9 protein-coding genes and 1 tRNA gene are annotated in these 15,467 nt (G+C 63.5%); 6 read left to right on the top strand and 4 right to left on the bottom strand.

Annotated elements, in window-relative coordinates:
- Positions 1 to 183: 183 nt before the first annotated feature.
- Positions 184 to 3,105, bottom strand: a complete 2,922-nt coding sequence (locus QU595_RS15190; protein ID WP_315923355.1) for a ribonuclease E/G — start codon at positions 3,103 to 3,105, stop codon at positions 184 to 186.
- Between the two features lie 630 nt (positions 3,106 to 3,735).
- Between QU595_RS15190 and QU595_RS15185 the strand changes: the two genes are divergently transcribed.
- The 5 genes from QU595_RS15185 to QU595_RS15165 all read left to right on the top strand — a co-directional run bounded on the left by QU595_RS15185 (position 3,736) and on the right by QU595_RS15165 (position 10,153).
- Positions 3,736 to 5,040, top strand: a complete 1,305-nt coding sequence (locus tag QU595_RS15185) for an N-acetylmuramoyl-L-alanine amidase (protein WP_315923354.1) — start codon at positions 3,736 to 3,738, stop codon at positions 5,038 to 5,040.
- Positions 5,041 to 5,284: 244 nt separating this feature from the next.
- Positions 5,285 to 7,726, top strand: a complete 2,442-nt coding sequence (locus QU595_RS15180; RefSeq protein WP_315923352.1) for a penicillin-binding protein 1A — start codon at positions 5,285 to 5,287, stop codon at positions 7,724 to 7,726.
- A gap of 233 nt (positions 7,727 to 7,959) precedes the next feature.
- A protein-coding gene (gene prfB, locus QU595_RS15175; RefSeq protein ID WP_315923350.1) for a peptide chain release factor 2 occupies positions 7,960 to 9,091 on the top strand; the annotation gives its coding sequence in 2 pieces (ribosomal slippage) (positions 7,960 to 8,025 and positions 8,027 to 9,091; 1,131 coding nt in all).
- 106 nt (positions 9,092 to 9,197) lie between these two features.
- Positions 9,198 to 9,575 (top strand): hypothetical protein, encoded by a 378-nt coding sequence (locus tag QU595_RS15170; protein WP_315923348.1) that lies wholly within the window; start codon positions 9,198 to 9,200, stop codon positions 9,573 to 9,575.
- 131 nt (positions 9,576 to 9,706) lie between these two features.
- Complete coding sequence (locus QU595_RS15165; RefSeq protein ID WP_315923346.1) at positions 9,707 to 10,153, top strand: hypothetical protein; 447 nt, start codon at positions 9,707 to 9,709, stop codon at positions 10,151 to 10,153.
- Between the two features lie 227 nt (positions 10,154 to 10,380).
- Here QU595_RS15165 and QU595_RS15160 read toward each other — a convergent pair whose 3' ends face one another.
- The 3 genes from QU595_RS15160 to QU595_RS15150 all read right to left on the bottom strand — a co-directional run bounded on the left by QU595_RS15160 (position 10,381) and on the right by QU595_RS15150 (position 12,901).
- Positions 10,381 to 10,602, bottom strand: coding sequence for a hypothetical protein (locus QU595_RS15160; RefSeq protein ID WP_315923344.1), 222 nt, complete (start codon positions 10,600 to 10,602; stop codon positions 10,381 to 10,383).
- A gap of 277 nt (positions 10,603 to 10,879) precedes the next feature.
- Positions 10,880 to 10,965 (bottom strand) — tRNA-Leu (locus QU595_RS15155).
- Between the two features lie 46 nt (positions 10,966 to 11,011).
- A complete protein-coding gene (locus QU595_RS15150; protein ID WP_315923342.1) occupies positions 11,012 to 12,901 on the bottom strand; it encodes a DNA-directed RNA polymerase in 1,890 nt (629 codons plus the stop codon).
- 1,044 nt (positions 12,902 to 13,945) lie between these two features.
- Here QU595_RS15150 and tig point away from each other — a divergent pair.
- Positions 13,946 to 15,424, top strand: a complete 1,479-nt coding sequence (gene tig / locus QU595_RS15145) for a trigger factor (RefSeq protein ID WP_315924483.1) — start codon at positions 13,946 to 13,948, stop codon at positions 15,422 to 15,424.
- The last annotated feature ends 43 nt before the right edge of the window (positions 15,425 to 15,467 follow it).

The raw sequence follows: 15,467 nt of genomic DNA, 5'->3' as shown, positions 1-15,467 counted from the left end.
GCCACGGCGGCGCCTGCGAACTTTGCCGCGTCATCGATGAAAAAATCCCGCGACACCGAAGGTGCGCGGGATTTTGATTTGGCGGGATCGTTTCAGCGCAACGATCTGTCTACTTGTTCTCCGCAATTCCGGCGGGGATCACCTTTCCCGGAATTGCTTCATATCCGCCCGGCGGCTGTCTTCTCAGAAGAAACCTTTCCGCTGCCACCAGCCGGCGCGCTTCGGCTTTTCTTCCGCCGCCTGTTCGCCTTGTTCGTCGCTGGTGACAGTGGACGACACGACCGGCTCGGCGACGGCAGCCGGTTCCGCGGCCGGCGCTGCCTTGCGGCGCGTACGGCGGGCTTTCGGCGCTTCCGCTGCGTCAGGTGCCTCTTCAGCCTTCGACGCCGGGGTCTCCGGTGCTGGGCCCTCTGGCGCCGGCTCGGCAACGACTTCAGCCGCCCGGGCGTCGGCCGCCGCCTTCTTGCTGCGCGTCGTGCGGCGCGGCTTCTTCGGCTTTTCCGCCGGCGTGTCGCTGCCGTCGGCAGGCGGCGCTTCAGCCGCAACCGCCGGCTCGGCAACCGCCTCTACGGCATCGGCCGAAGCGGCAAGCGCATCCGGCGCGGGCGACGTCGCCTCACCGCCGGAAGCCGCTTCACTGTCGGCACCGGCTTCGGCGCTCGGGCTTTCGGCCTCATCCGAGGCATCGCGACGGTTCCGCTTGCCGCCACGCTTGCCGCGACGTCGCTTCTTGGCGGCGCCTTCGTCCTCGGCGGCTGCGGCCTCGGCCCCGCTTTCGGAAGCCGTCTCCTCCGTCTCGTCGGCGGTCCCGGCCTCCTCGGCAAAGCCCTCAGGAGCGTTCGAAACCGTGGATCCCGCCTCGGTCGCGAGCGCGGCGCCATGCTCGGACTCGCGATCCTTGCCGCCACGGCGACGACGGCGACGGCGGCGCTTGCGGTCGCGCTGGCTTTCGCCGTCCTCCGCGCGAGATTGCGGTTGCTCCGCGGCCTCGATCGTCTCTTCCTCTTCCTCGACGACGATCTCTTCCTCGGGCTCCTCCGGCTCGACATAGGCCGGCTGCGGCTGGATCGGCACGAAGCCTTCCGGCTTCTCCGCAAGAGCGCCACGCGTGATCACATAGTGCTGCGATCCCACCGAATCGTCGGCCTCGAGCGTGATGGTCAGGCCGAAGCGAGTCTCCAGCTCCGTCAGTGTGCTGCGCTTGTGGTTGAGCACGTAAAGCGCCGTCGCGACCGGCGTGCGCACGGTGATGTGGCTGCGCGAATCCTTGAGCAGGAAGTCCTCGATCGCGCGGACCACCGCCAGGGCCACCGACGAATCGGAGCGCACATGGCCGGTGCCGCCGCAATGCGGGCAAGGCTTCATGGTCGATTCCAGCACGCTGGCGCGGATGCGCTGGCGGCTCATTTCCATCAGGCCGAAATGCGAGATGCGGCCGACCTGGATGCGCGCGCGGTCGTTGCGAAGGCAATCCTTCAGCTTCTTCTCGACGGCGCGGTTGTTGCGGTTCTCCTCCATGTCGATGAAGTCGATGACGATGAGGCCCGCAAGGTCGCGCAGGCGCAATTGCCGCGCGACTTCCTCCGCCGCCTCCAGATTGGTCTGGAGGGCGGTGTCCTCGATGGAGTGCTCCTTGGTGGAGCGCCCGGAGTTGACGTCGATGGCGACCAGCGCCTCGGTCTGGTTGATGATGATGTAGCCGCCCGACCTCAGCGTCACCTGCGGCTGCAGCATCTTGTCGAGCTGCGCTTCGATGCCGCTGCGGGCGAAGATCGGCGAGGCGTCCCGGTAGGGCTGCACGACCTTGGCGTGGCTCGGCATCAGCATGCGCATGAAGTCCTTCGCCTCGCGGTAGCCTTCCTCGCCGGAGACGAGAATCTCGTCGATGTCCTTGTTGTAGAGGTCGCGCACCGAACGCTTGATGAGCGAACCTTCCTCATAGACGAGGGCAGGGGCAGTGGATTGCAGCGTCAGGCTGCGCACGTTCTCCCACAGCCGCATCAGATATTCGTAGTCGCGCTTGATCTCGGCCTTGGTGCGGCTTTCGCCGGCGGTGCGCAGGATCACGCCCATGCCTTGCGGCACTTCGAGATCGGCGACCACTTCCTTGAGCCGCTTGCGGTCCTGGGCGTTGGTGATCTTGCGCGAAATGCCGCCGCCGCGCGCCGTGTTCGGCATCAGGACCGAATAGCGGCCGGCCAGCGAGAGATAGGTGGTGAGCGCCGCGCCCTTGTTGCCGCGCTCTTCCTTGACAACCTGCACCAGAAGGATCTGGCGGCGCTTGATGACTTCCTGGATCTTGTACTGCCGGCGCGGCGGCTTGCGGCGGCTGCGCACTTCTTCAAGCGCGTCTTCGGCGCCGACCGATTCGATCTCATGGTCGTCATGATGGGCGTGGTGGATTTCCTCGACGGTGCCGCTGTCGCCGTTTTCGGGAGCGGACTCCTCCGGGACCTCCTTCGAGATCACGTGAACGTCGGCGGCAGCCGCCATCGATACGCTGGATTCGCTGTCCGAAGGCTCGCTGTCGGAAGCGGTTTGCGGCGTCTCTTCTTCGACAGGCTCCGCGCTTTCGGCCAGCTCCGGTTCCGGCGCAGCCTCCGCATCCTCGCGGCCGGCGGCCAGTTCCGGTTCCGCATCCGTTGCCTCTGCAACGGCGTCCTCGGTTTCTTCGCCGTTCTCGACGGATTCGGCCTCGCCGGTATCGCGCTTGTGCTCACCGCGCCCGCGGTTGCGACCCCGGCGGCGCCCACGCCGGCCGCGGCCGCGATCGGAGTGCTCGTCGCCGTCTCCGTTCTCGTCGTCGTCCTCGGCGGCGTCTTCAGCCTCGGCGCGCAGCAGCGCCTGACGATCGGCAACGGGGATCTGATAATAGTCGGGATGTATTTCGCTGAAGGCGAGGAAACCGTGACGGTTCCCGCCATATTCGACAAAGGCGGCCTGAAGGGAAGGTTCGACGCGCGTTACGCGAGCGAGGTAGATGTTTCCTTTGAGCTGCTTCTTGTCCTGTGATTCAAAATCGAATTCTTCAATACGGCTACCGCGAACGACGACTACGCGGGTTTCCTCCGGGTGGGAGGCGTCGATTAGCATCTTGTTGGGCATTATCCTGAGTCTCCCCGGCAGCCGTCAGCCCCGGCCGACGGGGCAAGGCCCGCCGCCGTGAAGGCGAATTGTGACGAGTGCCGGACATTTGGGGGGCCTCACCGGATCGATCCGGCGCAATGGTGGTGCCGCCCGCTGCCATTCCGGCGCGGTTGAACGCGGACCTTTCCAAGATTGCGCCTGAAGTCATCTCGACCCAGCGGACCTCTTTGAACCACGGCCCGGAAACCGGACCAGCTTGTTGCTCACATGAGCCGGCAAGGAACCAATCCCTGCCGTTTTCCTCACGCAGGCACTTCCCCCGCCACGGGTGCGTGCCTGCGAAATTCCTTGCGATCGCCCGATGTCCTTTTTCGCTGCATGCGAAAGGAATCGTCTTTTCAGGGGCCTGCAGCAGAGTTGTGCAGGAAGACGGTCCCAGGATTGCGGCAACCCACCTTCGCTTTTATGATTTGGCAGGGGCGAAGGCAACCCCGATTTCCATGCCGGCAAAAAGCCGCTGCCCCGGCCGTGAATCACCCGAAAAGGCTTGGTTAACCTTCTCTGGATACCAATCGTTAATCGGGTTTTTCGGCCGCGCGGATTCGGCGCGAGCCTCAAGCGCAGCGTATCTGTACGATCGGAACTGAAATGGGGTTGAGAGAGATCGCAGACAAGAGCCGCAGCGCCGGCCGGTTCGTCGCTCTCCTTGCCTGTGCCTTGCTGGCCTATGCCTTGAGCCTTCCCGGCAGTGCCCGGGCCGCCGAACAGGCCGACAGGGTCCAGCCGCCTGCCGCGGCCCAATCCGGCGCCGGACAGCCAGTGCGCGCCGTCGATTTCAAGATGGCGGGCGACGCGGCAAAGATGCGTATCGTCGTGGATTTCGACCGCGAGCCCAATCCGCGCTGGTTCCTGTTGCGCGGCCCGCACCGTCTCGTCATCGATACGCCCGATTCGGTGATGGCGCTCGATCCGAAGGACATGAAGGCGAGCGGGCTGGTCAAGAGCGTGCGCTACGGCAAGGTGGGAGCGAGCGCTTCCCGGCTGGTGCTCGCCACCAAGGGGCCGTTCCAGATCGACAAGTTCGATATCCTGAAGAACGACGACGGGGCCGGCTATCGCATCGCCGTCGATATATCCGCAGCCTCGGAGCGCGAGTTCGATTCCGCCCTGGCCGACCAGGCCACGACCACCGGTTCCACCGTCTCGCCCGATAAAAGCGGCCGTGTCGGCAAGGGGCCGATGGTGCCCGATCACCGCTTCACGGTCGTCATCGATCCGGGCCATGGCGGCGTCGACGGCGGCGCGGAAGGCCTGCACGGCACCGTCGAAAAGGATGTCACGCTGGCCTTCGCCAAGGAGTTGCGCGACAAGCTGATCGCCGTCGGGAACTACAACGTGTTCATGACGCGCGACACGGACGAATATCTTCGCCTGGACGACCGGGTGCGCATCGCCCGCCAGCACGAGGCCGACCTGTTCATTTCCATCCATGCCGACACGATCAGCGTGAAGGGGATTCGCGGCGCCACCGTCTACACGGTTTCGGACAAGGCCTCGGACGCCGAAGCCAAAGCGCTGGCCGATCGTGAAAACCTCTCCGATCAGTTCGCCGGGATGGAGATCAAGGACGACAACCAGGAAGTGACGGACATATTGATCGACCTCATCCGGCGCGAAACCCACTCCTTCTCCATGAGTTTCGCGCATACGCTGGTCGGGCAATTGTCCACCACCGTCGGCCTCATCAACAATCCGCACCGCTCGGCAGGGTTCCGGGTGCTGAAGGCACCCGATGTGCCCTCGGTGCTGGTCGAACTCGGCTATCTGTCGAATGCCGGCGACGAAGCGCAGCTGATCGATCCCGACTGGCGCGCCAAAGCCGCGCAAAGCATCACCAACGCGGTGGCGCTGTTCGCTTCGGCAAAGACCGCCCGGACCGTGACCGGAGGGTAGCCGGCAAAAACCGGCGGGCCGCAGCGAGCCGTCCCGCAAAGGGCCAAGGAGGCGTTGCGCCTGCACAACATCCTCCACTATTATGGTCGCGCCGTGCGGCCAATTCCAATCTTGCCGCATTTTGCCCACATCGTCGCGACATTGGGCGTGGAATGCGTGCCGGGAAGTTCCCTGAAACCTTGCGTGATCTGCCGCATGGTTTAGAGGCACATGGACAGACCCCCGACCACGGACTGGAGTGGGCATGATTCGTCTCATCGGCTATTTTTTCGGGATCGGCACGACGCTGGCGCTTCTGGTCGCCGCCGGCGCGGCCATCTATGTCGGCCATCTGGCGAAGGACCTGCCCGACTACGAGGTGCTGGCGAAGTACGAGCCGCCGGTGACGACGCGCATCCACTCCTCTGACGGTTCGCTGATGGCCGAATATGCGCGCGAGCGGCGCCTCTACCTGCCGATCCAGGCGATTCCCGATCGCGTCAAGGCGGCGTTCCTGTCGGCGGAAGACAAGAATTTCTACAACCATCCCGGCGTGGATATCCAGGGCATCGGCCGCGCCGCGCTGCGCTATGTGACCGGCGGCCCGATGCAGGGCGGATCGACCATCACCCAGCAGGTGGCCAAGAACTTCCTTCTGACCAACGAACAGACGCTGGATCGCAAGATCAAGGAAGCGATCCTGTCCTTCCGCATCGAGCAGGCCTATCCGAAGGATCGTATCCTCGAGCTCTACCTCAACGAGATCTATTTCGGCCTCGGCGCCTACGGCGTGGCGGGCGCGGCGCTGACCTATTTCGACAAGTCGGTCAACGAACTCACCGTTGCCGAGGCCGCCTATCTGGCGGCGCTGCCGAAGGGGCCGACCAACTACCATCCGTTCAAGCACGCAAACCGCGCCGTCGAGCGGCGCAACTGGGTCATCGACCAGATGGTCGACAACGGCTACGTGAAAAAGGACGAGGGGGAGAAGGCCAAGGCCGAGCCGCTGGGCGTCAAGCCTCGCCGCAACGGCACCTATCTGTTCGCCGGGGAATATTTCACCGAGGAGGTCCGCCGCCAGATCATCGCCCGCTACGGCGAGAACGCGCTCTATGAGGGCGGGCTTTCTGTGCGCACCACGCTGGATCCGAAGTTGCAGCTGTTCGCGCGCAAGTCCATGCAGAACGGCCTCATCAAGTTCGATACGCTGCGCGGCTATCGCGGCCCGGTGACCCACATCGACGTTTCCGGCGACTGGGGCGAGCCGCTCGGCAAGGTCAAGGGACTCGACGACGTGCCCGAATGGTCGCTCGCCGTGGTGCTCGACAGCTCGGCTTCCGGCCTTTCCATCGGCCTCCAGCCGGCGCGGCAGGCCTCCGGCGAACTGGTCAAGGAACGCGTGGAAGGCACGGTCTCCAAGGACGACATGAGCTGGGCCATGCGCTACAAGCAGGGCGGCAAGACGCTCAAGGCCAAATCGCCGGCAGACGTGCTGAAGCCCGGGGACGTGGTGTTCGTCCAGAAAAAGGGCGATTCCAACAATTACATGCTGCGGCAGGTGCCCGAGGTGGAAGGCGGCCTGGTCGCCATGGACCCGCATACCGGCCGCGTCCTGGCCATGGTCGGCGGCTTCTCCTACGCCGAATCCGAGTTCAACCGCGCGACGCAGGCGATGCGCCAGCCAGGTTCGTCGTTCAAGCCGATCGTCTATTCGGCCGCTCTCGACAACGGCTATACGCCGGCTTCGGTGATCATGGACGGGCCCATCACCATCCAGACCGGCAACACCACCTGGACGCCGAAGAACTATGACGGCCGCACCGCCGGTCCCGCCACGCTGCGGTCCGGCATCGAGCGTTCGCGCAACCTGATGACGGTTCGGCTGGCCAACGACATGGGCATGAAGCTGGTGGCCGAATATGCCGAGCGTTTCGGGGTCTACGACCACCTGGCGCCCTATCTGCCGATGGCCCTCGGCTCCGGCGAAACCACGGTCATGCGCATGGTGACGGCCTATTCGATCATGGCCAACGGCGGCAAGTCTATCAAGCCGTCGCTGATCGACCGCATCCAGGACCGTTACGGCAAGACCGTCTTTAAGCAGGACGAGCGCACCTGCGAGAACTGCAACGCAGCCGAATGGAAGAACCAGCCCGAACCCGAACTGGTCGACAATTCGGAGCAGGTCCTGGATCCGATGACGGCCTACCAGATCACCTCAATGATGGAAGGCGTGGTCCAGCGCGGCACTGCAGTCACCATTTCCGAGCTCGGCTATCCGATCGCCGGCAAGACCGGCACCACCAACGACGAGAAGGACGCATGGTTCATCGGCTTCACGCCGAACCTCGTGGTGGGCCTCTATATGGGCTACGACACGCCACGCCAGCTCGGCAAGGGCGTGACCGGCGGCGGTCTGGCCGCGCCGGTGTTCAAGAGTTTCATGAAGGACTATCTGGTCGGACAGCCGAAGATCGAGTTCAAGGTGCCGGACGGCATGAAGCTGATCGCCATCGACAGGAAGACCGGCATGCGTGCCGCCGAAGGCGCGCCGGGCACCATCATCGAGGCGTTCAAGCCCGGCACCGGTCCCGCCGACAGCTATTGGGTGATCGGCATGGGCGAGGACGGCTCGAACGGGCCGGGCACCGCGCTGTCGCCGCAGGCTTCCGAGGCCATCCAATCCGGCGGCGGCGGGCTTTACTAGGCCTGCATAGAACCCGCGATGGGCCGATCCCGGATCGGCCCATTTCGCTTTACAGGCAGCGGAGCGATGCCTATGTATCGCGCCGATCCTATTTCTCACCTGGAGCTTTTTCCCGAAAAGTGGAAACCGGCTTTCGACAGAACATGCTCCAAGCCGTTGTTTTAACCGCATTTGTGCGACGTGGGGTGACACCACCTTGCCGCAGGATGCTCTAGCAGGACAGAAAACCAGCCATGCGCGCGGAAACGCAGACCATTGTCGACGAAATCAAGCAGGCCATAAGCCTGCTGAGGAGGCATCTTTGACTGGGATCAGGCTGTAAAGCGGCTTGAATACCTCAATGTCCGCGCCGAGGACGCCAGTCTCTGGAACGATCCCGCCGAAGCGCAGAAGCTGATGCGCGAGCGCCAGACCCTGGAAGAGGGGATCGGCGCCGTCAAGAGCCTGACGCAGGCGCTGGAAGACAATATCGGCCTGATCGAGCTTGGCGAGGAAGAGGGAGACGACGGCGTCGTCGCCGACGCGGAAGCCGCGCTTCGCTCCATGCGGGGCGAGGTCAAGGCCCGGCAGGTGGAGACGCTGCTTTCCGGCGAGGCCGACTCCAACGACACCTATCTCGAAATCCATGCCGGCGCCGGCGGCACCGAAAGCCAGGACTGGGCCTCGATGCTGCTGCGCATGTACACGCGCTGGGCCGAGCGCCGCCGCTTCAAGGTCGAGGTTCTCGAAATCCATGACGGCGAGGAGGCCGGCATCAAGTCGGCGACCGTTCTCATCAAGGGCCATAACGCCTATGGCTGGCTGAAGACGGAATCGGGCGTGCACCGGCTGGTGCGCATCTCGCCTTACGATTCCAATGCCCGCCGCCATACGTCCTTCGCCAGCGCCTGGGTCTATCCGGTGATCGACGATTCGATCGTCATCGAAATCCCGGAGTCTGAAGTGCGCATCGACACCTACCGCTCGTCGGGCGCCGGCGGCCAGCACGTCAACACCACCGATTCAGCCGTGCGCATCACCCATATACCGACCGGGATCGCGGTCGCCTGCCAGGCGGAGCGCTCGCAGCACAAGAACCGCGCCAAGGCGTGGGAGATGCTGCGTTCGCGCCTCTACGAGGAAGAGCTGAAGCGGCGCGAAGCTGCCGCCAACGCCACCGAAGCGGCCAAGAGCGACATCGGCTGGGGCCATCAGATCCGCTCCTACGTGCTGCAGCCCTATCAGCTGGTGAAGGACCTGCGCACGGGCGTGGAAAGCACCAGCCCATCCAGCGTGCTGGACGGCGATCTCGACGACTTCATGGAGGCGTCGCTGTCGCAGCGCATCGAGGGCGGCAGCGGAGAGCAGGTGGCCGATCTCGATTGATCGGCTGCCGTCCACCGAAATCGTCGATCGGTAAATTAGCGGACAGGAACCTAAGCGGCAAAGGGGCGTTCCTTAGCGGGCGAGGGCTCGTTCGAAAGGATCGACCATGTCCGCTGCGTTGGTGCGTTCGGCCCGCGTTGCCCGAGGGGCCGGCGGGTTTTCGGCTTTGTTGCCAGCGGTCGCCGCTTTTTTCCTTCTTGCGGGGCAGGCATCTGCCCACGACGCAAAGCCGACGCCAGCCCAGCCGCTGGGGTGGCATTACCCTTTTTCCTGCTGTGCCGATTATGACTGCCGCGCCGCGACCAAGGGCGAGGTGCTGGAGCGGCCGGAAGGCTATGTCATCACCGATACCGGTGAGGTGGTGCCAATGACCGACAAGCGCATCAAGGACAGCCCCGACGGCCAATATCACTGGTGCGCGCACAAGGGAGGGCTCGATGCCGGCAGGACGATCTGCCTGTTCGTGCCGCCACGCTCGTTCTGAGCCGGCGAAACCGGGGGCGGCGGCAAAATTCCGCGATCGTGAACCGCCTCGCTATGGAAGCCTATCGGGCGTGCACTATCATCTTTGAGACAGGGCGAAAGGGGCCAAAACCACCTGCTTAGGAGGTTGCCATGAGGCACCAGACACTGGATCAGCTACACAAGGTAGCCGAGATCCAAACTGACCCGACCCAACTTGGAATGGATCGAACCCAGCGCCTGCAGCGTTGGGCCGAGCTTCTGGAGCGCCAGCCCGCGCGACTGCTTTCGGCGCTCCCCGGCACCGAATACTACCCGTCGCACGAACGCGATCTCATGCGCAGCTTTGGTTCCGCGATAACGGTGGCTTTTGAAGACCCGCTGCTGCGCAGGGAGGGGCTGGCAAACGACAGCTACGGCGAAGCCAAGCGCTTCTTTGAACTGTCGGACGGACAGCTTCACAACGTCGTCTGCCATTGCCATGTCGGTGAGACCATGCACGCCTCCCGGGCCGCGCTTTGCGTGCGCTCCGCTATCGGCGGCATGGGGTTCCTGGCAAGCCTGCGGGCGTTGTTCCACTGGACGGCCCGGCCGGCGTGACGGTGCAGAACTGGCGATTTCGGGAAGGCGTGAAGCGGTTTTCCGGAATTGCGTGAAAAAGGAGACAGATCGTTTCGGTGTTTCTGAGACAGTGAGACGATCTAGCCTGGAACCGGCCTGGAAAACGGCCGGGCGATTGCGGGTGCCGGCAACGAAAAAGGGGCGATGATCGTCGCCCCTCGTTCCGGGTGTTCGTCGGTCGCGGGCACCGGCCCGTCTGGAACGCGTCAGCCCTTCTTCTTCGTGAGATAGGTTTTGCAGGCCGGCGTCAGTTGATCCATGTGCTGCCGCAGGCAGCTTTCCGCCTTTGCCTGGTTCTGCATCGCGCAGACGCGCTTTCCGTCAGCCGTGCAGGGGGTCTTGTAGGGATTGGCGGCGAACGCGTTGTTCGCGCCGACAAATGCAAGAGCCGCGGAGAAGATGACCGCAGCTATGCGAGTTGCACGCATGGAAATACCCCTTCGCTCAGTAAAGATGGTTGCTTGGTCCCGCCAGTGTAAAGATCGTAATCCAAGCCCAGCCCGGTTCAATTATATAATAAGGGCTATCTCATCCGCGCCATACGTGCGCATTGCTTGGTCGCAGGCAGTGCAATACTGACGGTGCTGGTTGAGCCGGCGATTTCCCGCTTCGACAGGCCCGATAGAGCCGGGCTGGTGCGCATGGAGGGACTCGAACCCCCACGCCTCTCGGCACCGGAACCTAAATCTTCTCCGCTAGCGTAGTTGGTGCGGGTAGAGGGACTCGAACCCCCATGCTTTTCAAGCGCTTGGACCTAAACCAAGTGTGTCTACCAATTCCACCATACCCGCCTGGAATTGTCACCGTGACACCGTTTGTCACAGCCTTTGTCACAAGTCAAAGGTCGCCGTTCTCGACAACCCTCAAGGCCGGCTTGGCGGGCTCCAGCATGTTCCCGAGGATGTCCCCGGCGAGGTCGAGGTCGCCCGTCCCCAGCTTGGCGTACTTCAAGGTGGTCTCGATCCGCTTGTGGCCGAGCCAGTTCTGGATGCGCTTCAGGTCGACGCCGGCCTGGACCAGCCAGCTTGCGCAGGTATTAACTCCGTTACCGGAGACAATAAGGCGCAGTTGGGCATTCACCCGGTCAGCGACGACCTGGTAGATGTCCTGGGGCTTCTCCGCTGGGATCAGGTTCACAGCCGCGCCGCCGACACTGTCGAGGAGCGTGGCCGAGAAGTGCTGGAGCCCGTTGCAGGAGCCGTCGAGGGCGATGGGGAGGTGGGAGACGAAGGCTTGGTAGCCCTCCTCGTATAGACGAGCCCACTCGAAGCAGAACGCGAGGAAGCACCAAGGCTTGTCGGCCTCGGTCCACCAGCGGTTCTCGTACGGGTCCTCGGCGCAGTAGTAGATGTCGTCGCAATGCTCCTCCACCCACCCAACGCGCTCGTCGAACGACACCTTATCGATCCCGAAGCAGTTCGCCCCGTGGATCGCCAGCCAGCGTTCCCCGTCCTGCCCCAGCGGCTTCCCCTCAGCAAACCTTAGCAGCCCCTTAACGGGATCGCTGCCCTGCGGATGGAGAACCTCGGGGACAGGGTAGGCCCGGCCACGGAAGTCCAGGTTGTGCGGGAAGAAGATCGCGGCCTCATCCCTGAACCTCTCCGCTAGGTCGAGCATCTGGCCCTGCTTCAGGCGGTCCTGCTTGAGCTGGAGGTTCTCGGCATAGACGTCCCGAGCGGCCCACTTCCACTCTCGTCGGGCCTCCTTGTTGGTGTCGATGTCGGCCGGCTTATCGGGCAAAGGCTTGTCCCCAGGCACGAGCCCGGCGATCCCGGCGTCCGACTTGGCGAGGACCTTCATGACGTCGAGGACCGGCCCGTTGATCGACCAAGGGGTCTCCTGGATAGCGTTCAGGCCCCGGTAGACGACCGAGAGGTCAGCCTTGGCGAGCAGCTCGCGTTGCTCCTTGCGCGCCTTGCGGACCAGCGGGAGGGGCCTGTCGAGGTCCGTGAAGTAGCCCCCACTGGATAGGCTTACCCAGCGCTTGGGGGGCACCAAGGTCGGCAGATAGGCCGGGAACAGGAGTTCCCCCCCGCGTACCGATTGGTCCACCCAGGCGTTCGCTCGGTCGGTGAGGTGGACGAGGTACTGGGCGAACGGTGCCTCCTTGTCCCCGCCGTTGACCGCTTGCTGGATCACGGCGAGCCCGGTGTGTTCGCAGAACAGCTCGACCAGCTTGACCCCGAGGTGGATCATGTCGGTCCTGCTCCAGCGGTCCCATTCGATGCCGCACTTGCCCATGGCGTAGGTCAGGACGTGGGCCTTGTGCTGCTCGTTCGCGCCCTGTTCGGACAGCCGCCGCATCTCCCAGGCGAACTTCTCCTTGTTCTGCCTCTTGAACTCGGTGAAGCGCGCCTCCAGCTCCACCGCTCGGGAGACCTGGACGGCCAGCGTCATGAGGACCGGGGCGCGCGGCTTCAACATGCGCCCGAGGATGGCCCGGCAGGCGAGGTAGGAGACGACTTCGGGGTCCATGTCCTTGGTCAGGACGACGGCCCGATGCTTCGGCCCTGGGCGGCCACTGAAGGCTTCCTCCTGAAAGGCGCGTAGGCCGTCCGCAACGGGTCCTATGGCGGACTGGAGGATGCACCTTCCGGTGTCCGTGTCGTAGCCGCGCTCCTTGTCGATGTTCTTGCGGACCTTGGAGAGGTAGCGGTCACGGCCGAGGCCGGACATCTCGATCTCCAGCTCGATTTGCCGCTGGAGATTATGGTCGTGATGGGTCATTCGTTCTCCAAAGCCCGTAGTCTGGGGCGCAGTGGTCCCTGATGTCCAATGCCAGCTCTCGGGCCACCTCATCGGCGTCAGGGGTGTTCAACATGATCTTGTATAGGGCGAGCTTGGCGTCGGCGTAGGGCCGGCCGGACGCTTCAGCGAGGGCGTGTACCCCAATGCGGTTCTGAGCCATCAGAGCATATCTCGGTCCCATGCGGTCAGTACCTTGAACGTGGACGCCGCGACGGTAGCGATGGCGCGCGCCTTCTCCTCCCGGTAGGCCGTTCCGATGGCGGGAATACCTGGGTGCTCTTGCTCCCACTCAGCGCAGCGCCGCTTTACTAGTCGGCGCGCCTCCAACCGGCAGCGACTGAGAACCTCCGGCCCCCACGGCGGGCAACGACCGGGGAAGCCCCTCCACTTGGAAACCTCAGTAACCACGAGGGCCGCTTCACTCATGAGCCGGCGTTCTGTTCTCATGCTGTTCTCCTGATTGTCACCGTTGTCACGGGAATTTGTCACAAAGCGATTTTGTCACCGTATCCAGTACGGAAACGGAGATAATGGCCAGCCGGAGGAAATCCTTAGATTTCACAGTGCTTTAGCATTCAAATCTGGATGAGATACGCTAGCGGAGATGGCGCGGATCGGAACCTAAATCCGGGGCGTCTACCAATTCCGCCACATGCGCGCGAGGCGGAAATCCCACGTAGCCATCATTCTGTCAATGTCGGCGGCAGGAATCCTGCGCGTGGCTTCGGATGCCCGCCGGTTATGGAACGGAGTGCAACGCGAAGATGGTTGAAAATCGGTCACGCCTGTGACAAAAGGCGTGTCGAATGTGACGGGATGCGACGATCCGCTTCTGCAAAATGTGATAAGAAGTAGGAAAAACAAAGACTTAATCACATTTTGGAGTGTCGTCTGGAGCATTTGAGCCGAAGCTGCGGCCACCGCTCCGGTCCCGCGCCAAAGCCATCCTGGCCAAGACAGTCCGGCAGGCTGCGAACGGCGAAGCCGTTAGGCGGCTTCATTGGTGAAGATAAAGGTTTGATGATGCAGGTCACCGAAACGCTCAATTCCGGCCTCAAGCGCGAGATCAAGGTCGTCGTGCCGGCCGGCGACATGGAAGCCAAGCTGATGGCGCGTCTGTCGGACGCCAAGGACAAGGTCCGCATCAACGGCTTCCGTCCCGGCAAGGTGCCGGTGCAGCACCTGCGCAAGGTCTACGGCAAGTCGTTCATGGCCGAGGTGGTCAACGAGATCTTGAACGAATCCCGCTCCATCATCACCGGCCGCGGCGAGAAGGCCGCCATGCAGCCCGAGGTCATCATGACCGAGGACGAGAAGGAAGCCGAGAAGATCCTGGCCGGCGGCGCCGATTTCGAGTTCAAGCTGAACTACGAGGTCATCCCGCCCATCGAGATCAAGGATTTCTCCGACATCAAGGTGACGCGCCCGGTCTATGACGTGCCGGAAAGCGAGATCGAGGAGCAGATCAAGCGCATCGCCGAATCGACGCGTTCCTACGAGCCCAAGGACGGCAAGGCCGCCGAGGGCGATCGCGTCACCATCGACTATGTCGGCAAGATCGACGGCGAGGCTTTTGGCGGCGGCGCCGGCAACGACCAGCCGCTGGTTCTGGGCTCCAAGGAATTCATCCCCGGCTTCGAGGAGCAGCTCATCGGCACCAAGGCCGGCGAGGAGAAGACCATCACGGTGACCTTCCCCGAGGAATACCAGGCGGCGCATCTGGCCGGCAAGGAAGCCACCTTCGACGTTACCGTCAAGGAAGTGGCCAAGCCCGGCGAACTCGAGATCAACGACGAAACCGCCAAGGCGCTCGGCCTTGAATCGCTCGACAAGCTGCGCGAGATCGTGCGCGGCCAGATCGAGAGCCAGTTCGGCTCGATGACGCGCCAGAAGGTCAAGCGCCAGCTGCTCGACCAGCTCGATGCCGCCTACAGCTTCGAAGCGCCGTCCAAGCTGGTCGATGCCGAGTTCAACAACATCTGGAATCAGGTCAACCGCGACCTGCAGGCCGCCGGCCGCACCTTCGAGGACGAAGACACCACCGAGGAAGAGGCGCGCGCCGAATACACGCGCCTTTCGGAGCGCCGCGTGCGCCTTGGCCTTGTGCTGGCCGAGATCGGCGAGAAGGCCGGCGTGACCGTTTCCGACGAGGAATTGCAGCGCGGCCTGTTCGAGCAGGTGCGCCGTTTCCCGGCCAACCAGCAGCAGGAAGTCTTTGAATTCTACCGCAACAACGCCGAAGCGCTGAACTCGCTGCGCGCGCCGATCTTTGAAGAGAAGGTAGTGGACCACCTGCTCGGCCAGATCTCCGTCACCGACAAGAAGGTGAGCAAGGAAGAGCTGATGGCGGAGGACGAGGAGGGCGAAGCCAAGGCCAAGCCCGCCAAGAAGGCTGCCGCCAAGAAGTCCGAGACGAAGAAGGCGGACGACGCCGCCGAGACCGACGAGCCGAAGAAGAAGGCCGCGCCGAAGAAGAAGGCCGCAGCCAAGGACGCCGAATAAGCTTCTCTTGTTCCGTTTCGATGAAAAGGCCGCCCCGGGGCGG

Origin of the sequence: Mesorhizobium sp. SP-1A (assembly GCF_032460275.1) — a bacterium.
Lineage (GTDB): Bacteria > Pseudomonadota > Alphaproteobacteria > Rhizobiales > Rhizobiaceae > Mesorhizobium.
This window is presented reverse-complemented; position numbering and strand designations above follow the sequence as displayed.

What these genes read in the sequence shown, in the direction of transcription:
- tig (WP_315924483.1), top strand. Translation starts at nt 13,946, where the DNA reads ATGCAGGTCACCGAAACGCTCAATTCCGGCCTCAAGCGCGAGATCAAG.
- QU595_RS15170 (WP_315923348.1), top strand. Translation starts at nt 9,198, where the DNA reads ATGTCCGCTGCGTTGGTGCGTTCGGCCCGCGTTGCCCGAGGGGCCGGC.
- QU595_RS15185 (WP_315923354.1), top strand. Translation starts at nt 3,736, where the DNA reads ATGGGGTTGAGAGAGATCGCAGACAAGAGCCGCAGCGCCGGCCGGTTC.
- QU595_RS15160 (WP_315923344.1), bottom strand. Translation starts at nt 10,602, where the DNA reads ATGCGTGCAACTCGCATAGCTGCGGTCATCTTCTCCGCGGCTCTTGCA.
- QU595_RS15180 (WP_315923352.1), top strand. Translation starts at nt 5,285, where the DNA reads ATGATTCGTCTCATCGGCTATTTTTTCGGGATCGGCACGACGCTGGCG.
- QU595_RS15165 (WP_315923346.1), top strand. Translation starts at nt 9,707, where the DNA reads ATGAGGCACCAGACACTGGATCAGCTACACAAGGTAGCCGAGATCCAA.
- QU595_RS15150 (WP_315923342.1), bottom strand. Translation starts at nt 12,901, where the DNA reads ATGACCCATCACGACCATAATCTCCAGCGGCAAATCGAGCTGGAGATC.
- QU595_RS15190 (WP_315923355.1), bottom strand. Translation starts at nt 3,105, where the DNA reads ATGCCCAACAAGATGCTAATCGACGCCTCCCACCCGGAGGAAACCCGC.